General features: G+C 74.0%; 20 protein-coding genes and 2 tRNA genes. 6 read left to right on the top strand and 16 right to left on the bottom strand.

Annotated features, from left to right (window positions below):
* Nucleotides 1-54 precede the first annotated feature (54 nt).
* From ABZ261_RS03205 to ABZ261_RS03215, 3 genes are read right to left on the bottom strand one after another with little or no spacing between them, the layout of a single operon-like run.
* Nucleotides 55-723 carry a response regulator transcription factor gene (locus ABZ261_RS03205; protein WP_356854838.1) on the bottom strand — a complete coding sequence of 223 codons (669 nt, stop codon included), beginning with the start codon at nucleotides 721-723 and terminating at the stop codon, nucleotides 55-57.
* Nucleotides 720-1,919, bottom strand: a complete 1,200-nt coding sequence (locus tag ABZ261_RS03210; protein WP_356854839.1) for a sensor histidine kinase — start codon at nucleotides 1,917-1,919, stop codon at nucleotides 720-722. The genes ABZ261_RS03205 and ABZ261_RS03210 overlap by 4 nt, the downstream gene beginning before the upstream one ends.
* 5 nt (nucleotides 1,920-1,924) lie before the next feature.
* On the bottom strand, nucleotides 1,925-4,123 hold the full coding sequence (locus tag ABZ261_RS03215) for an MMPL family transporter (RefSeq protein ID WP_356854840.1): 2,199 nt from the start codon (nucleotides 4,121-4,123) through the stop codon (nucleotides 1,925-1,927).
* Nucleotides 4,124-4,329: 206 nt separating this feature from the next.
* On the opposite strand from ABZ261_RS03215, the gene ABZ261_RS03220 reads away from it, so the two are divergent.
* Nucleotides 4,330-4,659 carry a DUF6234 family protein gene (locus tag ABZ261_RS03220; RefSeq protein WP_356854841.1) on the top strand — a complete coding sequence of 110 codons (330 nt, stop codon included), beginning with the start codon at nucleotides 4,330-4,332 and terminating at the stop codon, nucleotides 4,657-4,659.
* 36 nt (nucleotides 4,660-4,695) lie between these two features.
* Here ABZ261_RS03220 and ABZ261_RS03225 read toward each other — a convergent pair whose 3' ends face one another.
* The gene (locus ABZ261_RS03225) at nucleotides 4,696-5,568 is read right to left on the bottom strand and encodes a bifunctional DNA primase/polymerase (protein ID WP_356854842.1); all 873 of its coding nucleotides are present in this window, start codon (nucleotides 5,566-5,568) and stop codon (nucleotides 4,696-4,698) included.
* 309 nt (nucleotides 5,569-5,877) lie between these two features.
* Here ABZ261_RS03225 and ABZ261_RS03230 point away from each other — a divergent pair, with 309 nt between their 5' ends.
* Together ABZ261_RS03230 and ABZ261_RS03235 are read left to right on the top strand one after the other, a co-directional pair.
* Nucleotides 5,878-6,435 carry a SigE family RNA polymerase sigma factor gene (locus ABZ261_RS03230; protein WP_356854843.1) on the top strand — a complete coding sequence of 186 codons (558 nt, stop codon included), beginning with the start codon at nucleotides 5,878-5,880 and terminating at the stop codon, nucleotides 6,433-6,435.
* A gap of 97 nt (nucleotides 6,436-6,532) precedes the next feature.
* Nucleotides 6,533-8,188 carry a long-chain fatty acid--CoA ligase gene (locus ABZ261_RS03235; RefSeq protein ID WP_356854844.1) on the top strand — a complete coding sequence of 552 codons (1,656 nt, stop codon included), beginning with the start codon at nucleotides 6,533-6,535 and terminating at the stop codon, nucleotides 8,186-8,188.
* A gap of 238 nt (nucleotides 8,189-8,426) precedes the next feature.
* On the opposite strand, the gene ABZ261_RS03240 is transcribed toward ABZ261_RS03235, so the two are convergent.
* Nucleotides 8,427-9,641 carry an MFS transporter gene (locus tag ABZ261_RS03240; protein ID WP_356854845.1) on the bottom strand — a complete coding sequence of 405 codons (1,215 nt, stop codon included), beginning with the start codon at nucleotides 9,639-9,641 and terminating at the stop codon, nucleotides 8,427-8,429.
* Nucleotides 9,642-9,794: 153 nt separating this feature from the next.
* Here ABZ261_RS03240 and ABZ261_RS03245 point away from each other — a divergent pair, with 153 nt between their 5' ends.
* The gene (locus tag ABZ261_RS03245; RefSeq protein ID WP_356854846.1) at nucleotides 9,795-10,379 is read left to right on the top strand and encodes a TetR family transcriptional regulator; all 585 of its coding nucleotides are present in this window, start codon (nucleotides 9,795-9,797) and stop codon (nucleotides 10,377-10,379) included.
* A 45-nt stretch (nucleotides 10,380-10,424) separates the two neighbouring features.
* Here the strand turns inward: ABZ261_RS03245 and ABZ261_RS03250 are convergent, their stop codons facing one another.
* A complete protein-coding gene (locus ABZ261_RS03250; protein ID WP_356854847.1) occupies nucleotides 10,425-15,410 on the bottom strand; it encodes a PAS domain-containing protein in 4,986 nt (1,661 codons plus the stop codon).
* Nucleotides 15,411-15,648: 238 nt separating this feature from the next.
* Nucleotides 15,649-16,119 carry an SSI family serine proteinase inhibitor gene (locus ABZ261_RS03255; RefSeq protein WP_356854848.1) on the bottom strand — a complete coding sequence of 157 codons (471 nt, stop codon included), beginning with the start codon at nucleotides 16,117-16,119 and terminating at the stop codon, nucleotides 15,649-15,651.
* Nucleotides 16,120-16,467: 348 nt separating this feature from the next.
* On the opposite strand from ABZ261_RS03255, the gene ABZ261_RS03260 reads away from it, so the two are divergent.
* Nucleotides 16,468-16,558 (top strand) — tRNA-Ser (locus ABZ261_RS03260).
* 203 nt (nucleotides 16,559-16,761) lie between these two features.
* Nucleotides 16,762-16,834, top strand: a tRNA-Arg gene (locus ABZ261_RS03265).
* A gap of 77 nt (nucleotides 16,835-16,911) precedes the next feature.
* Here ABZ261_RS03265 and ABZ261_RS03270 read toward each other — a convergent pair.
* The 9 genes from ABZ261_RS03270 to ABZ261_RS03310 all read right to left on the bottom strand — a co-directional run bounded on the left by ABZ261_RS03270 (nucleotide 16,912) and on the right by ABZ261_RS03310 (nucleotide 22,849).
* The gene (locus ABZ261_RS03270) at nucleotides 16,912-18,147 is read right to left on the bottom strand and encodes a site-specific integrase (protein WP_356854849.1); all 1,236 of its coding nucleotides are present in this window, start codon (nucleotides 18,145-18,147) and stop codon (nucleotides 16,912-16,914) included.
* On the bottom strand, nucleotides 18,135-18,341 hold the full coding sequence (locus ABZ261_RS03275) for a helix-turn-helix domain-containing protein (RefSeq protein ID WP_356854850.1): 207 nt from the start codon (nucleotides 18,339-18,341) through the stop codon (nucleotides 18,135-18,137). The genes ABZ261_RS03270 and ABZ261_RS03275 overlap by 13 nt, the downstream gene beginning before the upstream one ends.
* On the bottom strand, nucleotides 18,338-19,618 hold the full coding sequence (locus tag ABZ261_RS03280) for a replication initiator (RefSeq protein WP_356854851.1): 1,281 nt from the start codon (nucleotides 19,616-19,618) through the stop codon (nucleotides 18,338-18,340). The genes ABZ261_RS03275 and ABZ261_RS03280 overlap by 4 nt, the downstream gene beginning before the upstream one ends.
* A 159-nt stretch (nucleotides 19,619-19,777) precedes the next feature.
* Entirely contained in the window at nucleotides 19,778-20,023 is a 246-nt protein-coding gene (locus ABZ261_RS03285) for a SpdD protein (RefSeq protein WP_356854952.1), read from the bottom strand.
* A 25-nt stretch (nucleotides 20,024-20,048) separates the two neighbouring features.
* Nucleotides 20,049-20,243 carry a hypothetical protein gene (locus ABZ261_RS03290; protein WP_356854852.1) on the bottom strand — a complete coding sequence of 65 codons (195 nt, stop codon included), beginning with the start codon at nucleotides 20,241-20,243 and terminating at the stop codon, nucleotides 20,049-20,051.
* A 16-nt stretch (nucleotides 20,244-20,259) separates the two neighbouring features.
* Nucleotides 20,260-20,451 carry a mobile element transfer protein gene (locus ABZ261_RS03295; RefSeq protein ID WP_249457435.1) on the bottom strand — a complete coding sequence of 64 codons (192 nt, stop codon included), beginning with the start codon at nucleotides 20,449-20,451 and terminating at the stop codon, nucleotides 20,260-20,262.
* Between the two features lie 11 nt (nucleotides 20,452-20,462).
* Nucleotides 20,463-21,083: a DUF2637 domain-containing protein gene (locus ABZ261_RS03300; RefSeq protein WP_356854853.1), complete on the bottom strand. Its 621-nt coding sequence runs from the start codon at nucleotides 21,081-21,083 to the stop codon at nucleotides 20,463-20,465.
* Nucleotides 21,084-21,116: 33 nt separating this feature from the next.
* Entirely contained in the window at nucleotides 21,117-22,493 is a 1,377-nt protein-coding gene (locus tag ABZ261_RS03305; RefSeq protein WP_356854854.1) for an FtsK/SpoIIIE domain-containing protein, read from the bottom strand.
* Complete coding sequence (locus ABZ261_RS03310; RefSeq protein ID WP_356854855.1) at nucleotides 22,493-22,849, bottom strand: hypothetical protein; 357 nt, start codon at nucleotides 22,847-22,849, stop codon at nucleotides 22,493-22,495. Before ABZ261_RS03310 ends, ABZ261_RS03305 begins: the two co-directional genes overlap by 1 nt.
* Nucleotides 22,850-23,006 lie beyond the last annotated feature (157 nt).

Here is a 23,006-nt window from a genome sequence, read left to right on the forward strand (position 1 = left end):
GACTGGCCCTCGGGCCCCGCTGTGGTGTCGGGCGGGTGTTCGGCGGGGGTGGCCTCAATCGGTGGCCCGCGCCGGGGAGGAGGAGTGAGGCCGCGGCAGAAGCCCTCTCTCCATCGCCACCACCACCGCCCTCGTACGGTCGTTCACGTCGAGCTTGGCGAACAGGCGCAGCAGATGCGTCTTCACCGTGGCCTCGGCGATGACGAGGCGTCTGCCGATCTCGGCGTTGGTGAGGCCGTCGGCCACCGCGGCGAGGACGTCGGTCTCGCGGTCGGTCAGCGGCTCCTGGGCCGGCCGGCGCATCCGCGCCACGAGCTTCGCGGCGACCCGGGGAGCGAGCACCGTCTCGCCGCGTGCCGCCGCGTGGACCGCGTCGACGAGCTGCTGCCGAGTGGTGTCCTTGAGCAGGTAGCCGATGGCACCGGCCTCCACCCCGCGCTCGATGTCGGCGTCCGTGTCGTACGTCGTCAGGATCAGCACCCGGGTGCGCGGGTACCTGGCGACGATCTCGGCCGTCGTCGCCACCCCGTCCAGCACGGGCATCCGCAGATCGACCAGGGCGACGTCGGGGGCGAACCGCTCCACCAGGTCCAGCGCCGCGCGTCCGTCCCCCGCCTCGCCGACGATCTCGATGCTGTCCTCGCCGGCGAGCAGGGCGACGACCCCGGCGCGCATCACGGTGTGATCGTCCACCACGACGATGCGCACGCCCTCCCCGCTCATGCCTCTGCCTCGTCCGCCATGGGGATCATCGCCAGGATGCGCGTCCCGTCGCCCACCGAACTCGTCACCGTGAGCCTCCCGCCCAGTTCCGCCAGTCGTTTTCGCATGCCGTCGAGCCCGAAGCCCGTCGTCCGGCCCGCGACGAAGCCCGTTCCGTCGTCGGTGATCTCCAGCTCCACTCCGTGCGGCCGCCGCACCAGCACCACGCCGACCGTGGACGCGCACGCGTGCTTGCGCACGTTGGCCAGGGACTCCTGGGTGCAGCGCAGCAGCGCGATCCGGGTCCGCTGGTCGCAGTCGAGGTCCGCCAGGTCGGCCTCCACGGTGAGCTCGGTGTCCTCCGCGAAGCGGTCCAGGGTGCGGCGCAGCGTCTGCGCCACCGAACCGGACACCACCCGGCCCGGACCCGGCTGCCCGGCCGAGGCGACCAGCTCACGGGCCTCGGCGAGATTCTCCCGGGCGGTTGACTCGATCGACCGCAGTTGCTGGGCACTGCGCGCCGGATCGCCGGACATGCCCGCCCGTGCCGCCTCCGCGAGGACGATGATCGACGCGAAGCCCTGCGCGAGCGTGTCGTGGATGTCCCGTGCGATGCGTTCGCGTTCGTCCGCCGCGCCCTGGCGCTGGTGGGCCTCGGAGAGCCGCGCCTGTGTCCGCTCCAACTCCTCGATGAGACGCGCCCGTTCGCTGCTCTGGGCGACGACCGAGTGCGCCCACAGGCCGATCAGCACGCCCACCGCGACGACGATCAGCGTGGACACCAGCGTCTCGCCGAAGAACTCCGCCGACCAGCCCTGCCGGACGAGGCTCCCGCCCAGCGTGGCGCCGGTGGCGAGCCCGAGGAAGACCATCGAGGCCCGCGGGGTGCGCCCGAACATCCAGTAGTGCGGCAGCGTCACCATGAACAGGGCCGCGTAGCTGCTGCCCAGGTACGCCAGCCCGCCGAGCGCGAGGACGAGCACCGACAGGTAGGCCTGCGGGCGTACGACGGGATTGGCCGGGAAGCGGTCGAGGACGGCGTAGCACAGCACCACGCAGCTGAGCAGCGCGAGGGACGTGTACTTGCTCCCGCCGGGCGGAGCCGTCGTCACCAGCCCGACGGCCATCGCGCCGAACAGCACCCAGCACACCGTGTTCCACCGGCGCAGCGACGCGGCCCACAAGCCGTCGGCCGGGGGAGCGCTCAGAGTGGTCATGCCCGTCAACGTACGTCGGCCGCCGGCCGCCCGTCGGTCTTTTCGGCCGAGACCGCCGCCGTGCGCACCGGGGGCCGCGCGGGCCACCAGCTCACCTCCCCGAGCAGCAGCATCGCCGACGGGAGGATCATGATGCGGACGACGAAGGCGTCGAGCAGCACGGCCGTGGCGAGGACGAAGCCGATCTGCTTCATCTCGATGATGTGCAGGAAGACGAAGCTGACGAAGACCGTCGTCATCACCACCGCCGCGCTCGTCACCACGCTCGCCGACCGGCGGATTCCGTCGAGTACCGCCTGCCGGGTCGGCACGCCCGCGAGCACGGCCTCCCGGATGCGGCTCACCACGAACACCTGGTAGTCCATCGAGAGCCCGAAGAGGATCACGGAGAGGAACAGCGGCACGCGCGACCCGATGGAACCCGTGGAGCGGAAGTCGAGCAGTCCCTCGGCCCACGACCCCTGGAAGACCAGGACGAGCAGCCCGAGCGACGCGGCCGCGGAGAGCAGGTTCAGCGCGACGCCGATCAGTCCCAGCACCACCGAGCGGAACGCGTACGCGGTCATCGCGAAGGTCACCAGCAGCAACGCCCCGAGGACCAGGGGGAGTCTGCTGTTCTGGTGAGCGGGATAGTCGGTGTACCGGGCGACATCCCCGCTCACCCCGAACTCGGCTCCGGCGACCCGGCCGACGGTCGCGGGCAGGTGGGACGTGCGCAGATGCTCGAGGGACGCGTACGCCTGGTCGGAGTCGCCCTGGAACGGCACCCTCAGTTCGAGTGTGCTGATGCGTCGGTCGGCGGACGTCCGGATGCCCGACGCGCCGGTGAACAGCGGGTCGTCGCCGGCGCGTCGGGCCAGCCGGCGCAGGGCCCTGGTGACCTCGCCGGAGCGCGCGGCGTCGGCCCGTACGACGACCTGGTGCGTGACCCGCCGGTCCGGGAACGCCTCGTTGAGCCGGTCGTACACGCGCATGGCGGGGATGTCGCGGGAGTGCGTGTCCCGGCTCATCTCCGTGATCTTCAGCCCGGCCAGCGGGGTGGCGAGCGCGAGCAGGGCGAGGACGGAGACGCCGAGGGTGGCCAGGGGGCGCCTGCTCGCGGGGCGCAGCAGAGCGGCCCACACGCGGCCGCCGTCGTCGTCCCGCAGCCGGCGCGCCGGCTTTCCGCGCGCGGCGCGGCGCAGCGTCCTGCGCTCCTGTCGTTCGCCGAGCTTGACCAGGAGGGCCGGCAGCACCGTCAGGGAACTGGCCACCGCGACCAGGACGACCACGATGGTGCCGGTGGCCAGCGAGGAGAAGATGACGTCGGAGGCGAGATACAGCGTCGCGGTGGAGGCCACGACCGCGAGTCCGGACACCACGACCGCCCGGCCCGAGGTCGCCGCGGCCAGCTCCACCAGCGCCCGGGAACTCAGCCGGCCGCCCGAGCGGACACGCTCCTCCCGCTCCCGCTTGAGGTAGAAGAGCGTGTAGTCGACGCCGACCGCCAGGCCGATCATGAGGATGACGTTCGTGCCGACACCGGCGTCGGGAGAGAGGTGCGACGCGACCATCGACAGCCCGACGGCCGCCGCGATCGAGGACAGCGCGAGCAGCAGCGGGACTCCCGCCATGGTCACGGACCCGAAGACGAGCAGCAGGGTGATCAGGGTGACGGGCAACGTGATCTTCTCCGAGAGCGCCAGGTCGTCTCCGCGCTGCCGGTCGACTCCCTTGCTGATGGAGGGGCTGCCGGTCTCCTCCAGCGACAGTTCCGGATAGGCCCTCCCCACGGCCTCGGTCTGCTCGGTCAGCGCGTCGACCTTCTCCTTCGCGTCCCGTTCCTCGCCCTTCAGGGCCACCTCGACCATGAGGATCCCGCGCTCTTCGGACAGCAGCGGGGCGGCCACGCCCGCCACCTCGGGCAGCCGCTGCATCCGGGCGGTCAGGTCCCGCGCGGCGGCTTCGGCCGCCTTCCGGTCGACCGGACCCGACCGGGAGGAGATCAGCACCTGCTCGGTGGGTCTGCGCTCCAGATGCCCCTCGGCGGCCATCGCCTCCGCCCGGCCGGCCTCGCCGACCCGGTAGTCGGCCGTCGTCGCGCTGTGGGTGCCGACGGCGCTGCCGATCCCCAGGCACAGCGCCACGAACACGAGCCAGCCGACGATGGCCCGCCAGGGGTGCCGGGCGCTCCAACGCGCCGTTCGCACAGTGAAGGAAGTCATACCTGAAGGCTGGCCGGGCGGGGCGGTCGGCGGACAGAGGCGACGGGTTGAACTCCGGGTCCACCGATCGGTGGACCCTCGTCACCGGGCGGTCCCTAGGGGGCGAGGCGTCTGAGTAGCCGTGCTCATGTGCCGTGGCCGGCCCCGCGGCAGGCTGGCGGTGTGCGTGCGACGAGGTGCCGGCGGCGGGCGGGGCGGTGGTGGGCGTGACGGGTGGCAGCGGGCGGAGCGGGCGGAGCGGGCCGTCGGCCGGCCGGCAGATCGCGGTCGGCGTGGCGTTCCTCCTCGTCGACCTGGTGGTCGTCGGCTATCTCCTCTTTCTCCGCCACGGGATGACGAGCTGGGCCGACGCCTATGACGCGGGGAATCCGCCGGACGCGCCCGGGGAGGCGTTGCGGGGGATGTGGATCCTGCTCGGCGGCGCCGTCGTCACGGGCGGCGGCCTCGTTCTTCTGCGGTGGCGGATCGCGGGCGTCGTGCAACTGGTCGTCCTGGGGGGCGCGGCGGGGCTGCTCGGCGGCCTGGCCGCCCGCTGACCGGTGCGCGTCCGCCGCCGTGGCCGCGGAGGCCCCTCACGGGCGGTGGCCGGTCGTCCGGGCCGCCGAGGCGATCGTCGCGCGGGCCTCGCGTTCCGACAGGCCGGCGTGGCGGGCCGCCTCGGTGAGCGGGGCGGCCAGGGCGGGCCCGATGCCGTTCTCGTAGGCGCGGCAGGCCGCCCAGAACAGGCGGGTGTTGCGCCGGCCCGGGTGTGCGCCGAGCACGAACCGGACCAGGCCGCGGCCGTGGTCGCCGGGGGCGGACGGGGCCGGGCGGCCGGAGCGCGGCGGGGGCAGGAGGAGGCGCAGCAGGGGCGGCGGGCACGGGGCCGGGGCCAGTCCGGCGGTGCCGGGTGCGGCGGTGTAGACGCCGTGGCAGGTGCGGGAGCCGGGGCCGACGAGGTAGCCGCCGGCGCCCCGGATGTCGATGCCGGGGGCGAGGCGGCCGGCCGAGTTGGGGACCACGGTGTCCGGCGGGCCCGTCAGCCACAGGTGGCGGCCCCCGCTCGGGGTGCGCACGACCACCGTCTCCGGGATCGTGAACAGGTGGCGCAGGGCCAGCTCGCGCAGGGCGGCCGAGGAGTCCGTGTCGCACGTGGTGTCCAGATCGACCCCGATCAGGTGGTACGGCGGCAGCCCGCACGCGATGCCGTAGCCGGTGGCCCAGGGGGCGGCGGCGAACAGGTCGCGGACGCGGGCCGGGTCGGCGGACGCGTCGTGCACGCCGTGGCCGAAGCGGCCGCACTCGCCGTGACAGCGCGGCGCCGCGGGGTCCGCGTCGCCGCGGTGCGGGGAGCGCAGGGCCGGGAGCTTCGTCCGGCACAGGGGGATGACGGCCAGGCCGCGGTCGGCGGCGGACAGGGCGTGTGCGAGGGCCGGCGTCATGGCCCGCCGGTCGATGACGGCCATGCGTTCATGTTCGTACGTATGTTCGAGAAAGGGAAGAGCGCGGAAGCGGCGCTTCGCCCGGCGGGGCGACCTGGTGCCGGCGGCCGCGGCGTCGCGCTCATGCCTCGGCGGCCGGGTCCGCGCCCCGGTGGCGGCCGGGCCGGTCGCGGTGCGGGCGGGGGCGTTCTCAGGGTCGTACCCGCAGGCGGGGCGGACCCGTGGTCCACCTTCAGGAGGTGGAGCCGGCCCCACCCCTACAACCTGAGGGGGACTCCGCTTCGGCACCTGCGGCCGATCCGCCGCCACGGGGCCCGCTCCTAGCGTGGGGTCATGACCGCACCCGTCTGCACCAGCGCCTCGGTCGCCGCCGCACCAGCGCGGCAGACCCCCGCCTACCCGTCGTTCGCGTCGTACGTGCGAGCCCGCCAGCCGGTCCTGCTGCGCACCGCGCGCTCGCTGACCGCGAACCCGAGCGACGCCGAGGACCTGCTGCAGACCGCGCTCGCCAAGACCTACGTGGCCTGGGAGCGGATCGAGGACCAGCGGGCGCTCGACGGGTACGTGCGCCGGGCGCTGCTGAACACCCGCACCTCGCAGTGGCGCAAGCGCCGGGTGGACGAGTTCGCGTGCGAGGAGCTGCCCGAGCCGGAAGCCGTGCCCGGCGACGACGACCCGGCCGAGCGGCAGGCGCTGCACGACGCCATGTGGCGCGCGGTCCTGAAACTGCCGGCGCGGCAGCGGGCGATGGTCGTCCTGCGGTACTACGAGGATCTCAGCGAGGCCCAGACCGCCGAGGTGCTCGGCGTGTCGGTGGGCACGGTGAAGTCGGCGGTCTCACGGGCGCTCGGCAAGCTCCGCGAGGACCCCGAACTGGTGCTCGCACGCTAGGCCAATTTCCCGTCCCCTAGTGACATACCGCGCGGTATGTGCGCAGAATCAGCGCAACCTCTACCACCGCGTAGGCAATGTCGCCCGGGAGGACGCCGTGCTGAGCACCATGCAGGACGTACCGCTGCTGATCTCGAGGATCCTGACCCACGGGTCGACGATCCACGGCTCGTCGCGGGTGACCACCTGGACCGCGGACTCCCGCCCGCAGCACCGCACCTTCGCCGAGATCGGGGCCCGCGCCGCCCAGCTGGCGCACGCCCTGCGCGACGGACTCGGGGTCCGCGGCGACGACCGGGTGGCCACGCTGATGTGGAACAACGCCGAGCACGTCGAGGCCTACTTCGCGATCCCGTCGATGGGCGCGGTGCTGCACACGCTCAATCTGCGGCTGCCCGCCGACCAGCTGGCGTGGATCGTCCAGCACGCGGCCGACAAGGTCGTCATCGTCAACGGCTCGCTCGTCCCGCTGCTCGCGCCCCTGCTGCCGAAGCTGCCGACGGTGGAGCACATCGTCGTCTCCGGACCCGGCGACCGCACCCCGCTGGCCGGCGCCCGCGCGCGGGTGCACGAGTACGAGGAGCTGATCGCCGGCCGGCCCACCGCCTACGACTGGCCGGAGCTGGACGAACGCCGCGCCGCCTCCATGTGCTACACCTCCGGCACCACCGGCGACCCCAAGGGCGTGGTCTACAGCCACCGGTCGATCTACCTGCACTCCATGCAGGTCAACATGACCCAGTCGATGGGCCTGACCGACCAGGACACCTCGCTGGTCGTGGTCCCCCAGTTCCACGTCAACGCCTGGGGCCTGCCGCACGCCACCTTCATGACCGGCGTCAACCTGCTGATGCCCGACCGCTTCCTGCAGCCGGCCCCGCTCGCCGAGATGATCGAGCGCGAGCGGCCGACCCACGCGGCCGCCGTGCCCACCATCTGGCAGGGGCTGCTCGCCGAACTCACCGCCCGCCCCCGCGAGGTCTCCTCCCTCACCCAGGTGACGATCGGCGGCTCGGCCTGCCCGCCCTCCCTCATGGAGGCGTTCGACCGGCTCGGCATGCGGGTCTGCCACGCCTGGGGCATGACCGAGACCTCCCCGCTGGGCACGGTCGCCCGCCCGCCGGCCCACGCCGTCGGCACCGAGGAGGAGCTCGCCTACCGCCTCACCCAGGGCCGCTTCCCGGCCGGCGTCGAGGCCCGCCTCACCGGCCCCGGCGGCGAACGCCTGCCCTGGGACGGCGAGTCGGCCGGCGAGCTGGAGGTACGCGGCCCGTGGATCGCGGGCGCCTACTACAACGGCCCCGACGCCGAACCGCTGCGCCCCGCCGACAAGTTCAGCGAGGACGGCTGGCTGAAGACCGGTGACGTCGGCACCATCTCCCCCGACGGCTTCCTCACCCTCACCGACCGCGCCAAGGACGTCATCAAGTCCGGCGGCGAGTGGATCTCCTCCGTCGAGCTGGAGAACGCGCTGATGTCCCACCCGGACGTCGCCGAGGCGGCCGTGGTGGCCGTGCCCGACGAGAAGTGGGGCGAGCGTCCGCTGGCCACGGTCGTCCTGAAGGAGGGCGCCACCGCCGACTTCCGGACCCTGCGCGCCTTCCTCGCCGAGGAGGGGCACATCGCCAGGTGGCAGCTGCCGGAGCGCTGGACGCTGATCGAGTCGGTGCCGAAGACGAGCGTGGGCAAGTTCGACAAGAAGGTCCTGCGCAGGCAGTACGCGGACGGCCGGCTGGACGTCACCCACCTCTGACGGCGCCCGGACCGGTGCCCGCGCCGGCGCCGGTCGGGGCTCCCTCGCCGACGTCCGGTTCGCCGCCGTCCGGCGGTCCGGGAGACCTCCCACTGCTGGGGGAGGCCGTCCCGCTGCCGCTCGGCCGGGGGACTTCCTCGGCCGCCCGGAGGGAACCCGCAGCCGGTCGGTTCGGGGGCGCCTGTGCGTGCCGTCCCCCTCGGGGCGCCCCGCTGCCGTCCGGGCCGGGCGGTGCTGCTCACCGACGCCCGGCCGGAGCCGCCGTCGCCCCCCACCCCAGCACCAGCCACAGGCCCGCCACCCCGCACACCCCGGCCCAGCCCCAGTGCCCGAAGGCGGGGCCCGCGGCGGCCGAGGCGAGGGCGCCGCCGGCGAAACCGGAGACGACGTAGGCGGTGTTGGCGGTGGCCGGGGCGGACGTGGTGGTCAGCGCCAGCGTCTGATTGGCGACGTGGGAGGCCACCAGCGCGGCGTGGATCGCGATCGAGGCCGCGAACAGCGCCGCCAGGACGTGCCCGCCGAGCCAGAACAGCGGCACCGACACCGCGGCCAGCAGATACGCCGCGCCGACGACGCGCGCGGCGCCGAACCGGTCCACCAGGCCCCCGGCCAGCGGCGCCACCGCGCTGGCGGTCAGCCCGAACAGGCCGAACAGCCCGGCGGTCGCGGTGGACAGGCCGTAGGAGGGGCCGGTCAGCAGCAGGGCGAGGGAGGTCCACAGGGCGCTCCAGGCGCCGAACATCCCCGCCTGCCGCAGGCACGCCCGCCACAGCTCGGGCGAACCGCGCAGCAGCCCCGGAATCTCCGCGATGCCCGCCAGCAGCCCGCCCTGCCGGGTGCGCCGTTCCACCGGCAGAGCCAGGGCGGTGGCCAGCCCGAGGACGAGGGTCAGCGCCGCGGACCCGCCGAACACCCAGCGCCAGCCGAAGGCCTGCCCGGCGAGACCGCCGAGGACGCGCGCCGCGACGATGCCGGTGAACAGCCCGGCTATGACGGCGGCGACGTGCCGGGCGCGCCGGTCGGCGGGCGCCCGCTCGGCGACCAGCGGGACGAGCAGCTGCGGTACGACGGTCGCCGCGGCGGCGGCGAACACGGCGGCGGCGAGGGCCGTGGTGCCCGGGGCGGCGGCCGCGACGACCAGCGCGGCGGCGGTGGCCACGGACAGGCCGGCGACGAGCGGACGCCGGTTCACGCGGTCGCCGAGCGGTGCGAAGAACAGCAGCCCGGCCGCGTAGCCGAACTGGGCGACCGAGGCGATCCAGGTCACGGCGGGCGCGACGGTGCCGAAGTCGTGGGCGATCAGGGGGAGCAGCGGGGCGGCGAGGTAGATGTTGGCGGCCGTGACGGCGGTGCAGAGGGCGATGAGGGGGAGGAAGAACCGGCCGGTGGCGGCCTGCTCACGGCCGGTGTCCCGGGTCCCGGGCGGCGTGGAGGTGGTGGTGGCTGACGGCATGAGTGGGAGTACTCCTTGGAGCCGACTCTCGCCGGGCACCGTCGCCCGGTCTAACTAACTGGTTGGTTGGACTGCTTCAACAGCGTGCCCCGGCGTGGCATTCCCGTCAACCACATAGTTGGTCACCCATGCCCCGGGCCCTACCCTGTCCGCATGGGAGCAGTCAGGGACCCCGAGGCCACGAAGGCCCGCATCTTCGACGCGGCGGTCGCCGAGTTCGCCCGGCACGGCATCGCGGGCGCCCGCATCGACCGCATCGCCGAGCAGGCGAAGGCCAACAAGCAGTTGATCTACGCCTACTTCGGCAACAAGGCGGAGCTGTTCACCCGGGTCCTGCAGAAGACGATGCTCGACCTGGCCGTGGCCGTCCCCGTGGACCCCGATGACATCGAGGGCTGGATCGACCGCGTGATCGACTACCACGCCACCCACCCCGAGGTCCTCCGCCTCCTCTTCTGGGAGGGCCTGGAGTACGGCGCCGACACCGAACTGCCCGACGAGAGCGAGCGCCGGGACCACTACCGCCGCAAGATCGACGCGCTGCGGGACGGCCAGGAACGGGGCGTGATCACGGACGCCGTCCCGGCCCGAGACCTGCTCTTCCTCCTCATCGCCCTGGCCAACTGGGCCGCCGTGGTCCCGCAGATGCGCCGGATCGTGGTCGGCGTCGAGGACGCCGACCGCGACCGCCTGCGGGCCTCCGTCAAAGAGGCGGCCCGCAGGCTGGTCGCCCGCTAGGACGGCGGGGCGCGGTCGCCGCCGGTCCGGCCGCCCGGCCGGGCCCTAGTTCGTCCCGATCCGTGCCAGCAGATCGACGATCCGGTTCTGGACCTCCGTGCTGGTGGACCGCTCGGCGAGGAACAGCACCGTCTCGCCCGAGGCCAGCCGGGGCAGGTCGGCCGGGTCGACGGCGGCGGTGTAGACGACCAGCGGGGTGCGGTTGAGCTGCCCGTTCGCCCGCAGCCAGTCGACGATCCCGGACCGCCTGCGGTGCACCTGCATCAGGTCCATCACCACGAGGTTCGGCCGGAACTGGCCCGCCAGCGTCACCGCGTCGCCGTCGCTCGCGGCCCGCGCCACCTGCATGCCGCGCCGCTCCAGCGTCGCGGTCAGCGCCAGCGCGATCTCCGCGTGCTCCTCGATCAGCAGCACCCGCGACGGATGCTGCTCGCTGTCCCGCGGGGCCAGCGCCTTCAGCAGCACGGCCGGATCGGCGCCGTACGCCGCCTCGCGCGTCGCCTGCCCGAGGCCGGCCGTGACCAGCACCGGCACCTCGGCCGCCCCCGCCGCCTGGCGCAGCGACTGCAGCGCCGTCCGGGTGATCGGCCCGGTCAGCGGGTCCACGAACAGCGCGGCGGGGAACGCCGCGATCTGCGCGTCCACCTCCTCGCGCGAGTGCACGATCACCGGCCGGTAGCCGCGGTCGCTGAGCGCCTGCTGGGTCGTCACGTCCGGCGCGGGCCACACCAGCAGCCGGCGCGGGTTGTCCAGCGGCTCCGGCGGCAGCTCGTCGTCCAGCGGCTGCGGGCGCGGCGGGTCCGCCACCTCGACGGCCCCACCGGGACCGTCCAGCGGCTCGGGTCCCTCGGCCGCGTCGGGCTCCGGGGCGCCTATGGCGTACGAGCGTCCCGCGCCCTCGGTGCCCGGGGCGGGCCGGGACTGCCCGCCGAGCGAGGGCTGCGGCACGGGGGCCTGGCCGCCGAGCGAGGGCGGGGACACGGGCGTCCGGCCGCCGGGCGACGGCTGCGCGGGCGCCGGTTCGGCCGGCGGGTGCGGACGGGCCGCCTGCCCGGGCTGCGGCTCGGGGCGCGTGGCCGGGTCGGGGGGCGTGCCCAGCTTGCGCCGCCGTCCCGAACCGCCGGGCGCGTGCGGCGGCGGGGTGGCCGTCGGCTGCTGCACCTGCGCGGCCTGCCGGGCGAACGGCACGCCCTGCCCGAGGGTGCGGACGCTGATCGCCCGGCCCTGCGTCGAGTCCGGGTCGGCCGGCGCCGCGCCCGCCGCCTCCGCGGGCAACGGCTGCGCGGCCCGCTGCGGCTGCCCGCCGGGGAGCGGCGCGCCGGGCGCCGGGACGGGCGTGCCCGCACCGGAGGTGGCGTCGGCGCCCGGCCACTGCTGGGGCACGGCGGCGGGCGGCACGGGTGCGTCGCCGGCGGCGGGCGGCGCCGGCACGGCCTGGCCCGGCTGCGCCGCCGTCGCCCGGCCGGGCCCCGTCTCGGGGGGCAGCGGGAGAGCGACCGGGGGAGCGGCCGGGGTCCCCGGGTGGGCGACCGGGGGCTGCGGCGCCTGAGCGGCGGGCGCGGGCCGGCCGGACGCCGTGCCCTGCGCGGGGACGACCGGCTGCTGCGGCGCCGGTGCGGCGGCTGCGGAGTGGCCGCCCTGCGCGGGGACGACGGGCTGGGCCACCGCCGCCTGCGACTCGGGCGCCACGGCCCCGGGGCCCGCCGGCACACCGGGCCCGGCCGCGACGGGGGCCACGGGACCTGCCTGATGGGGGATGCCCTGCCCGGCCGCACCCTGCGCCGGCACGCTCTGCGGCATGCTCTGCGCCGGGGCCCCCTGCCCGGGGATCTGCGGCACGGCCGCGCCCTGCGGGGCCTGGCCGGGAATCTGCGGTACCGCCGTGGCCTGCGGTGCCTCGGCGGGCGCCGCCTGGGCGGGAAGCGGCTGCTGGGGAGCCGGCTGTCCCGGCGCGGCCTGCCCGGGAGCGGTGACCGGCGCGGCACCCGGCGCCACGGCCTGCGCGGCGTCGGCCGGCCGGGCGGCGGCCCGGCGGCGCCGGCCGGTCGGGGCGGTGGTGGGATGCGGCTGCGGCGGGGTGTGGTCCTCGGCCTGGTCGAGCGGCACGGCGTCGTGCCGGCCGTCGCCCGGGACGGCCTCGACGGACGCCGGCATCGGCGCGGGCGCCTGCACCTGTCCGGGCGCCTGCACCTGTCCGGGTACCTGCGCCTGACCCGGCAGCGGCAGCGGCCCGGGCAGCGGCCCGGCGCCGGCCGGCGCACCGGCGACCTGGGGTCCGGCGCCGCCCGCACCCGCGGCGGACGGCTGATCGGCACCCGGAACGACGGGCGCCCCGGCACCCGGAGGCACCGCGACCCCGGCGTCCGCCGCGGGAGCCGCGGGGACACCCGCGCCCGGAGGCACGGCAGCACCGGCGGCCGGAGCCACTGCGGTTCCGGCGTCCGCCCCGGCGGCCGCGGGCGCCGCCCCGGCGCTCGCGGCGGCTGCCGGAGGCACCGGCCCGGCGGCCTGCGCACCCGGGGCCGGAGCCGCGGGGGCGGACGCCCCCGGAGCCACCGGTACCGCAGTGCCCGGCACCCCGGTGCCCGGCTCCGTCGCGGTCGCCGTACCCGGCGCCGCGCCATTCGTCGTGCCAGGGGGCTGAGCAGCCCGGTCGGCCTCGGCCGGCGGCAGGGCGAAGACCGTCCGCGCGGCGCCCGTCTCCTGCGCCGCGGCACGCTCCGCCGCGGCGGCCAGCGCCCTGCGGCGCCGTCCGGTCGGCTGCCCGTCGTCGGCCGGAACCGCCTGCGCGTCCTGCCCCGCGACCGCCCCGGCGCCGTCCGCCGCGACCTCCTGCGCGTCCGGCGCCGAAGCCGCGCCGGGCGCGGGCAGAGCCGGGGGCAGGGCGGCCTGCGGGGCGCCGGGGTCGCGGCGGGCGCGCCGGCCGCTGGGCACGGGCACGCCCTGCGGGGGCACGGCGCCGCCGAGCCCCGTACCGGAGGCGGCCGCCCCGGCGGCATGCTCGGCCGCGGTCACCACGGCCCCCTCGGCCACGCCGCTGCCGTCCCCGGCACGCGCACCGGCGCCGAGTTCGGCGGGGCGGCCGCGGCGCCGTCCGGTTCCGCCGGACGCGGGTTCGACGGCCTCGGCCGGTACCGGGGCGGGCGGCTCGGCGGGCGCGGCGGCCCGCCGCCGGCGCCGCCCGGTCGGCGTGCGGGCGCCCGCCTCACCGGTGTCGCCGGCGCCCGGGAGGTCACCGTCGAGGAAGGCGTCCGTGGACGCCCGGCGGGCCCGCCGCCGTCCCCCGGCGCCCTGGTCGGCCGTGCCGGTGTCGTCCGGGGCGGCCTCGTCGGCCTCCGGCAGCTGCGCGGCGGCCCCCGCGACCGCGCCCGCGCCACCGCCGAGCGGCACCTCGAGCACGTACGCGCTGCCGCTCATGCCCGGCACCTCGTGCGTCTGCAGCACACCGCCGTGGGCGCGCACGATCCCGCGCACGATCGGCTCGTGCACCGGGTCGCCGCCGGCGTACGGCCCGCGCACCTCGATCCGCGCGACCTCACCGCGCTGCGCGGCCGCCACGACGACGGTGTTGTCCAGGTAACCGCCCGCCGACACGGGCGTGTTGCCGGTGGCGTCCACCCCGGCGACGTCCGCCACGAGGTGGGCCAGGGCGACGGCCAGGCGCTGCGGGTCGACTTCGGCCTCGATGGGCGGCGCGTGCACGGCGAACTGCACCCGCCCCGGCCCGATCAGCTCCACCGCGCCGTCCACACCGGCGGCGACCACGGCGTCCAGCATCACCTTCGTCCGGGTGATGTCCTCACCGCCCGCGTCCAGCCGCTGGTAGCCGAGGACGTTGTCGATCAGGGTGGTGATCCGGGAGTACCCGGCGGACAGGTGGTGCAGCACCTGGTTGGCCTCGGGCCACAGCTGCCCGGCGTCGTCCGCGGCCAGCGCGGACAGCTCGCGCCGCAGCTCGTCCAGGGGGCCGCGCAGCGACTGCCCGAGCAGGGTCAGCAGCTGCTCGTGCCGCCCGGCGAGGGCCTCGTAGCGGTCCTTCTCCCGCTCGGCGAGCGCCGCGTACCGCTCCTCGCCGGCCGCCAGCTCCTCGGCGTGCTTCTCGCGCAGCTCCTCCAGTTCGGTGACGTGCTGCTGGCGCAGCGCGGTCAGGTCGGAGGCGTGTTCCTCGGAGAGCCGTTCCAGCTCCTCGGCGTGCGCCTTCTCCAGCGCGGCCTTCTCCTCGGCCAGGGCGTCGTACGGCCGCCGGTCGGCGAAGGTCATCACCGCGCCGACGAGCTGGTCCCCGTCCCGCACCGGCGCGGTGGTCAGGTCGACCGGCACCTTCTTGTCGCCCTTGGACCACAGCACCTGCCCGCGCACCCGGTGCTTGCGCCCGGAGCGCAGGGTGTCGGCGAGCGGCGACTCCTCGTAAGGGAAGGGCGAGCCGTCGGCACGGGAGTGCAGCACCAGCGTGTGCAGCTCCTTGCCGCCCAGCTCACCGGCCCGGTACCCCAGGATCTGGGCGGCGGCCGGGTTGACGAGCACGATCCGCCCGTCGGTGTCGGTGCCCACGACGCCCTCGGACGCGGCCCGCAGGATCATCTCGGTCTGCCGCTGCGAGCGGGCCAGCTCGGCCTCGGTGTCGACGGTCCCGGACAGGTCCCGTACGACGAGCATGAGCAGCTCGTCGCCGGTGTAGCCGGAACTGTCGTACGCCTGCTGCCCGTTCTCCAGGTTCGCGCTCGTGACCTCGACCGGGAACTCCGTCCCGTCGGTGCGCCGCGCGACCATCCGGGTCGGCTTCGTGCGCCCGCGGGGGTCCATGTGGTCGGGCCGCCGCATGGAGCCGGGGATCAGCCGCGAGTCGAACTGCGGCAGCAGGTCGAGCAGCCCGCGCCCGACGAGCGCGGTTCCCGGCGCCTCGAAGGCCTCCAGCGCGATGGTGTTGGCGTTGACGACCGTTCCGTTGGCGTTGACCAGGACCAACGCGTCCGGCAGCGCGTCGAGTATGGCTGCGAGGCGAGCAGCGCCTCGGGATGGCCTGCCGCTCACGAGACGCCTTCCTCCCTGTTACCGCACCTTGCCGACCGCTCGGGCCATCTTGCCAACCGGCCCGCGACGTGTCACGCGAGGGAGTCTAAGGGCACGGGTCGCGCTCGCGACGCCGGATGAGAGGGAGGTCCCACGAGGAAGTGACGACGAACGCGTGACCGCACGCCCCGGCTCCCCCGTACTTTCGCGGGACCTTTACGGAAGCGGAGCTTCCGTCAACGGCCCGCGCCCCGGCCGCCTACAGAGAGCCGCCGGTCTCCGGGAGCAGCGGCACCATGCGGTCCCACCGTTCGACCTGGCACCCGTCGCCGCGGTCGTACCGGGCGTCGACCGGGCGCCCGGCCCAGGTGCCGGTGACCTGGGCGGTGGCCGGACCGCCGTAGAGGAAGGAGCAGAAGGCGCCGGGGGCCACCGGCGCGAAGGGATCACGCCCCCACCGCGTGTTCGCGTCGAGCGTCCGGCAGGCCCCGGCCACGTCCGGGTGACGGCCGGCGTCCGGATGACAGCGCACCTCGTACGTGCCGTCCCGTCCGGCTCCGGCGTTCCGGACGACCACGGTGACGTGATCACCCCGGTCCTCGGGGCGGACGGGCGGCGGCACGGCGCCGGCCGCGGCGGCGGACCCGGCGGTCAGCGGGACGAGGGCGGCGACGGCGCCGAGGGACGCCGACAGGAGCCGGCGGCCGGCGCCCGGGAGGAGGAAGACCATGACCTGTCCAACGCCGGAACCGTGAAGACGTTGCGCACCCACCGACCCACCGACCCGCCGACCCACCGACCCGCCGACCCGCCGACCCGTCCGTCCCCCGTCCGTCCCGCCGCCCCCCTCCTCCTGCCGCCCCCTGGTCGTACGCGCCGTCCCGCGCCCGCCCGGGTCCCGCCGTCTCCTTCTGCCGCCCGTCCCGCGCCGGCCCCGATGCCCTGCCCGCCCCGCCGGGAGAAGCCCTTTGCCCTGCGCCCCGCCCGCCTAGTACCGTGGGGGGCGATTGGTGACACGGCGCTCGACTGTGTCATCATCTGCACGCACCGATCTCGCGCTCGCGTGAGCGGTTGTGCTGGAGGCGTCGCCTAGTCCGGTCTATGGCGCCGCACTGCTAATGCGGTTTGGGCCTTACAGCCCATCGAGGGTTCAAATCCCTCCGCCTCCGCACCGATCCCGAAGCCCCGGTCCCCAGGACCGGGGCTTCGGCTTTCCGGGGCCTGCCGCTCCCGGCGCCCCCGTCACTGGTGTTTTCGCAGGTCACAAGGGGTGTGCTCATCGGATTTCACATGACGGCGGCAGTCATGTAATGTTCTTCCTGTCGCCGCGAGCGGGCCGAAAGGGCCGGGAGCGGAGGCCACAAAAGAACAAGCACTCGTAGCTTAACGGATAGAGCATCTGACTACGGATCAGAAGGTTGCAGGTTCGAATCCTGCCGAGTGCACACAGACAAGAGGCCCCGGATCACTCCGGGGCCTCTTGCGTTTCAGGGGTGTACAGCAGCGAAGTACAGCAACCGCGTCAGCCGGCGCCGCCCATGGCATCGGACAGCTTGCCGAGCGCGGCCCGCACCTCTTCCTCGCTGGCTTCGGCGTAGACCTCCATCGTCATGGCGATCTGCGAGTGCCGCAGGATTCGCTGTGCGACCTTCGGGTGCACCTTGAGCGCCACGAGGAGCGAGCTGCAGGTGTGCCGGGTGTTCCGGAGCGGGATCACCCGGAGCCCGGCGCGCCGGGCCCGCAGCGCGAACATGCGGGTGAGGTTGCCCGGCTCGATCGGCGTCCCGTACTTCGTCGTGAAGATCAGGCCGCGGGTGTCCTGCCACAGCTCCCCGGCCGCTTTCCGGTCCCCGGTCTGCTGGGCACGCCGCATCCGGAGCGCCCGGAGGCAGAACTCGGGGAGCGGAAGGAAGTCGTCGGACTCCTCCGTCTTGGTCTCCCGGTGGAGGATCTGTCGGCCCGCCCTCTGGATCTGGTGATCCACGTACAGCTCACCGGCCTCGAAGTCGATCGACTGCCAGGTCAGTCCCAGGGCCTCGCCACGCCGCAGGCCGAGGCAGAGGACCAGGACCCAGGCCGCGAAGAGCGGATCTTCACGGGCGACCGAATCGGCCAGGAAGCGTCCCGCCTCGGCCACGGACCAAGGCTTGATCCGGCGCCGCCGAGGCTTGGGCACCTTGACCAGGGATGCCACGTTCTTGCTGATCTCCTCCTCGGTCACGGCGTGCGCGAGAGCGGCCCGCAGGGCGTCGCGGGCGGCCTGGACGACGCGCCGGGACGGATAGGCCTCGCAGCACTCTCCGACCGCACAGCACCGCCGACGCGGCTCGGCCCGCTTGGCGTCCTTGCCCTGGGCGCAGCACTGGCAGATGCCGGCCAGCTTGGTCAGCCACTCCCGCACGTCCCGGACGGTCAGCTTGTCGAGCCGCTTCCCGCCGAGGTGCGGGTTGATGTAGAGCCGCACCGAGCCCTCGTACGAGACGTACGAAAGCGGAGCGAGGTTGGGCTTCACGATCGAGTCGAGCCAATAGGACAGGAACGCCTGAACCGTGCGGTGCCGGGTCTGCACCGGGCCCTTGCTGGCTTCACTGTGGAGCCTGATCCACTTCTCGTGGGTCTCCTCGCGGGTCTTGCCGTACACGTACTTGCGCTTGCGGTCGCCGTCCGGCGTCGTGACCCAGGCGTAGGCCGCGAAGCCGTTCTTGTACGGGTAGATGGACCCCTCGCCGTTGGCCCGCTTTCCGCTCATGCCGCCCACTCCCCGGCCTCGGAGGCGCAGCGGTTCACGTACTCGTCGACCCAGGTCGGCAGGATGCGGCGGTTGCGGCCAATCTTCACGGACCGGATCTCCCCGCTCAGGATGAGCGCCTTGGTCTTGGAGAGGCCGAAGCCGAGCATCTCGGCGACTTCGGCCGTGGTGTGCCACTTGCGAGTGATGGGCACCGTGGTCATGCGGTGGGCTCCCCTTCGGTTCCGGGTGCGGGTTCGAGAGATGCGGCCAGCCAGGCTTCGGCGTCGGACAGGCCGGTGCCGGCGAAGACCCAGTGGGCGAGGACGTACGTCGTTTCGGTCTCCGGGCTGTTGGCTGTTGCCGCTTGTGCTCGGCGCCATTCGGCGCGGGCGTCGCGGAGGGCGCCGAGGGTGGTGGAGTAGCGGCGGGACTTGGTGGAGAAGTGGCCGCGGAATCCGAGCATGTGGGCCCAGGCGCGCAGGCGGAGGTGTTCCAGGTCCTTGCGGGCGCCGAGGGTCCAGGCCGTTCGGATGAGGCGGCGGGCGTGCTCGCTGATGTCGAGCTGGGCGAGTTCGGCGGCGAACTTGAGCGGGCGGTCGAGAACTCCCGTGGCGGTCTCGGCGCCCTTGGTGGCGTACTTGGCGATGTAAGCGGCGACGGCTCGCTCGGTCAGCTCCTGACCGCCGTCGAAGTCGGCCGAGCGGATGGTGCGGACGTCGAGCTGTCGGCCGAAGGCGAAGGTGTGCGCACGGCCGTCGATGACCGGGCCGTCGACGCGGACCTTGGTGGCGGCGGCCTCGATGGCGTCCGTGAGAAGTTCGGCGGTCGCCCAGGCCGGGGGCGGAGTGTCGCCGCCGCCGGGCCCGTCGAGGCGGATCACGGCGTGGAAGTGGACGGCTCCGCGCTTCTGGTACTCGGCGACCTTGGCGAAGGAGACGCGGGCGTGTTGGCGGAAGTGGCGCTGTGACAGGCCCGCGCGCTTGGCGGCCTCTCGGCGGAGGTAGATGGAGAAGCGCCGCCAGAGCTGTCCGGCGTGCGCGTTCCAGAGGACGGCTGCTTCGTAGTCGTACGTGTCCGGGGCGAGCGGTGTGCCAAGGGCGTCGTCGTCCGGGCCGTGGTGGGTGCCGCAGCGGCAGGGACGACCGTCTGTGCGGCGGTTGTGGACCGGGCCGAAGCCGGGGGCGGTGAAGGTGGCGAAGACGCGAGGGTGGGCGGCGACGTGCTCCGGAATGCCCTTGCCGCCGCGCAGTCCGGCGGTGATCAGGTGGAAGGTGTCGCGGCGGTAGACCTCGGCGCAGGCCGGGCAGCGGGTGGTGCGACGGTTGTTGCAGCGGACGAGGAGTTGGCCGGCCGGGAGGGCGGTCGAGTCGAGGTGCTGGAGAACGCGGCCGATCTCGCCGGTCGTGGTGTCGACGTCGTACTCGGTGCGGTGGCCTTCGAGGCGGATCGGGTGGGTGCAGCCGCCTAGGCCCGAAAGCTGGCGGAGGATACCGGGCAAGGTGCCGCCTGCGGCGAGGTTGCTGAGTTCCGGGAGTGGGGGCGAGGTGACGCGGGCGAAGATGACGGTGCTCCTTCTGACGGGCCCTTAGGGAGGAGTGGGCCTCCAGGGCGGTGAGTACATGGCGGTGTCTCGCCGCCCCGGAGGTCTGGCCGCAGGTCAGCGGCGGTGGTGGTCGCGGAGCAGGGAGCGCAGGACCACGGCGGCGATGGCCACGGAGATGGCCGTGATGGCGACGGCGGCCAGGAGCGCGGTGAGGACCACGCCCGCGACGACCACGGCCGCGACCGTCTTCTGGTCGATGGAGATCGACGGCAGGGCGCGTCGGGCGGGAGCCGGGTCGGTCGGGGCGTGCGTGTGAACCGGCGGCGGGGTCGGGTTGTCCGGGTACTTGGGCAGGAACACGGCGGGCTCCTCCTTACCTACTCGTCTAGTCATGTGAGCCGTTTAAGACGCCCACGCCGGATCGCGTGCCGGACTCGATGGCGGGCGCGAGGAAGGTGTGCGAGAGCCAGAAGCCGAACAGGGCGATCAGGACGACGATCCAGGTCCGGACACCGAGGAACTTGATCGCTCCCCAGGCGAAGAAGCCGAGGACGACGACCAGCGGCAGGTTGACGGTCACGGTGGTCCGGGTCCTTTCAGCGGACGGGGCAGCGATGGGTGCGGGCGGCCAGTTCGGCGGCGGCGCGGCTGTCGTAGTCGGCGGAGAAGCCGCAACGCGGTGCGGTGCAGGCGGCGGTGTGCTTCTCGCGGCCTCGGTTGTCGTAGGCGGTGCCGACCTGGACGGGGCCGATGCGGGTGACGTTGCGGAAGCTGCGGTTGGCGGACATTCGGTCTCCTCTCAGAGGTGGGCGGCGATGGCTTCGGCCATCGGTGCCGGGACGCCGAGGCGGGTGCGGAGGGTCGGGGTGTCGATGGGGGTGCCGGTACGGGCGTGGTGCTCGGCGGCGACCTTGCGGGCGTGGGCAACCAGGGCGGAGGGGACGGGTACGGGCGGGGGCTGCGGCGGTGCCTCGATGGCGGGTTGGGCGGGCAGGTCGGGCGCGGTTTCGAGGCGGTCCTCCTGGTCCTCGATGACCTCCGGTTTGGGGTCCGTCTTGGGCGTGCCGTGAGCGAGGAGGGTGCCGCCGAGGAAGGCGACGGCGGGCCAGCCCGCGACGAGGATGCGTAGCCAGGCCGGGACGTTGCCGAGGTCGAGGAGGCCGGCGGTGGCGACGTTGGCGCCAAGGGAGGCGGCGAGGGCGATGACGAACCAGCACCAGGCCGCCGCTTTGCCGTGACCGGAGCGCAGTCGGCGCCAGGCGGCGACGAGCAGCAGGTCGACGGAGACGGGGTAGGCCCAGGCCTTCCAGCCGTCTTGTCCGGCCGCCACGGCGACGTCGTGCAGGTGGGCGAAGGACAGTGCGGCGGCGATGAGGGCTTGGACGAGTACGGCGTCGACGCGGGCCAAGCGGACGCGCATGATGCGGCTCCTTCCGGAGTCGAGCAGAGGAGATCAGTCGGTGACCGGGCGGGGCAGGAAGACCGGGGCCGCGGTCTCGACCGGGCGCACGGGTGCGTCGGGCTGGTAGGGCTTCAGCGCGGGCAGGTCGGGCACCAGGTGGGCCGACTCGCGGCAGGTCTCGGCAGCGTCCCCGAGGGAGAGGTACGGCGTGCGGATGCGGGACCAGCCGCCAGAGGTGTCGCCCGCTACGGCCAGGCCGGGCCGTTCGGGAGCAATGGAACAGGCTGCCTGGACGGCTTCCGGTGCGATGTCGCCGAGGGCCATCTTTGCGGAGGCCTCGTCGTTGACGCGGTGGCAGACACGGCCGGTGAGCTGGGCGCGGAGCATGGTGGCGCCCTTGCCGAGTTCAGCGCCGAAGCGCTGCCCGCACACCTCCAGATAGATGCCGGCGGCGCGGCCGAGCTGGGCGAGCCGGATGAGCTGGGTGACCATCTCGTCGCGGCGTTCCTCGTCCTTCTTAGTCGCGACGAGGAAGAGTTCAGCGACCTCATCCACGAACAGGACGATGGGCACGGGGCGTTCGCGGTCGGGCAGGCCCCAGATGTCGGAGGTGATCTCCTCGTCCGGAGTGCTTGGGGCGATGCCCTGCCGGGCTTTGATCAGGTCGTATCGGTCCTCCATTTCCTGGACCAGGACGGGCAGCAGCTCGGCCGCCTGCTCCGGGTCGGTGGCGAGGGCTGACAGCCGGGATGCGAAGGGCGCCAGTTCCACACCGCGCTTGCAGTCGATGCCGACCAGAGCGACCGGCTGAGGAGCGAGCCCGGTGATCAGGTGCCGCAGGTACATGGACTTGCCGGACAGGGTGGCGCCGAGGGTGAGTTGGTGGGGAATGGTGTGGTAGTCGCGTATGAAGGGCGTGGCGTCCTCTCGCACCGCGACCGGCACCTTGAGGAAGCCGGCCGCGATCTTGCGCGGCATGCGCACCCGTCGTAAGACGTCGTAGCCGACGAGTCGCAGTTCGATGACTCCCGGCTTGACGGTGGTGACGTACACGGCGTGGACACCCCATGCGTGCCGCAGTCGCTCGGCGGAGGCGACGAAGTCAGCGGGTTCCTGGCCGGGTGCCAGGCGGAGGCGCAGCCGCAGTCCGGTCGTGGTAGCTCGGATGAGGCCCCGGCGCGGCGGTACGGGCCGCACCTCGCGCTGCGTCATGGCCTTCACGGCAAGGGCCCGCAGCCGGGAGGGCGTCACGGTCAGCCCGCACGCCTCCATGACCGAGCCATACGAGCTGAGCAGCCGAATCGTGGACGCCGGGAGACCGACCGTGGACCAGTACGCCGCCGGGTGCTTGGCCCGGGCGTAGGCGGCCCCGCCGCCGAGCGCGGCGACAGGACCACCCACTTCGAGAAGCGTCGTCAGGTCGGACATCAGGCTGCGGCCCCAGAAGCGGCCGGGAAGGCGGCCGGAGTGACAGCCGCGGCGCGGAAGGCGATGCCGTGGCGCTGCTGGCCGTTGAAGACCGACTCCCACGGCCGGGCGACGAGGCCCGGCAGCGAGACCGGAGCACCGAGGGCCAGCCCCTCGGAGATGCCGCCTTCCGGGACGGTGACCTTGATGAGCGAGGACTCGCCGTCCTCGATGTAGACGACGCCGATGGTCATCAGCGCCTCACCGCTGTTGGCGTCCTTGGCGATCTCGCCGGTCTGCCGGTCGCGGACCTTCGGCTCAGGAGCCTCGGTGAGGAGGATCGTGGCGGCGGAGGTCTCTACGCGGATGGTACGCAAGGAACTACCCCTATCTACTCGTCTATACAAGAGACGGCCTGTGAACCCGATTTCCGGGATCGCATGGATCACCTTGCCACACAACTTGCCCACTCGTCTATACGAGTACGCGTGTTGGGGTGTACGAGTTCGGAGAAGCGTCCCCGCGCACCACCGC

Origin of the sequence: Streptomyces sp. NPDC006193 (genome assembly GCF_040613915.1) — a bacterium.
GTDB lineage: Bacteria > Actinomycetota > Actinomycetes > Streptomycetales > Streptomycetaceae > Streptomyces.

Coding starts and splice junctions, on each gene's coding strand:
- ABZ261_RS03205 (WP_356854838.1), bottom strand. CDS start 723: ATGAGCGGGGAGGGCGTGCGCATCGTCGTGGTGGACGATCACACCGTG.
- ABZ261_RS03210 (WP_356854839.1), bottom strand. CDS start 1,919: ATGACCACTCTGAGCGCTCCCCCGGCCGACGGCTTGTGGGCCGCGTCG.
- ABZ261_RS03215 (WP_356854840.1), bottom strand. CDS start 4,123: ATGACTTCCTTCACTGTGCGAACGGCGCGTTGGAGCGCCCGGCACCCC.
- ABZ261_RS03225 (WP_356854842.1), bottom strand. CDS start 5,568: ATGGCCGTCATCGACCGGCGGGCCATGACGCCGGCCCTCGCACACGCC.
- ABZ261_RS03230 (WP_356854843.1), top strand. CDS start 5,878: ATGACCGCACCCGTCTGCACCAGCGCCTCGGTCGCCGCCGCACCAGCG.
- ABZ261_RS03240 (WP_356854845.1), bottom strand. CDS start 9,641: ATGCCGTCAGCCACCACCACCTCCACGCCGCCCGGGACCCGGGACACC.
- ABZ261_RS03245 (WP_356854846.1), top strand. CDS start 9,795: ATGGGAGCAGTCAGGGACCCCGAGGCCACGAAGGCCCGCATCTTCGAC.
- ABZ261_RS03255 (WP_356854848.1), bottom strand. CDS start 16,119: ATGGTCTTCCTCCTCCCGGGCGCCGGCCGCCGGCTCCTGTCGGCGTCC.
- ABZ261_RS03275 (WP_356854850.1), bottom strand. CDS start 18,341: ATGACCACGGTGCCCATCACTCGCAAGTGGCACACCACGGCCGAAGTC.
- ABZ261_RS03295 (WP_249457435.1), bottom strand. CDS start 20,451: ATGTCCGCCAACCGCAGCTTCCGCAACGTCACCCGCATCGGCCCCGTC.
- ABZ261_RS03300 (WP_356854853.1), bottom strand. CDS start 21,083: ATGCGCGTCCGCTTGGCCCGCGTCGACGCCGTACTCGTCCAAGCCCTC.
- ABZ261_RS03305 (WP_356854854.1), bottom strand. CDS start 22,493: ATGTCCGACCTGACGACGCTTCTCGAAGTGGGTGGTCCTGTCGCCGCG.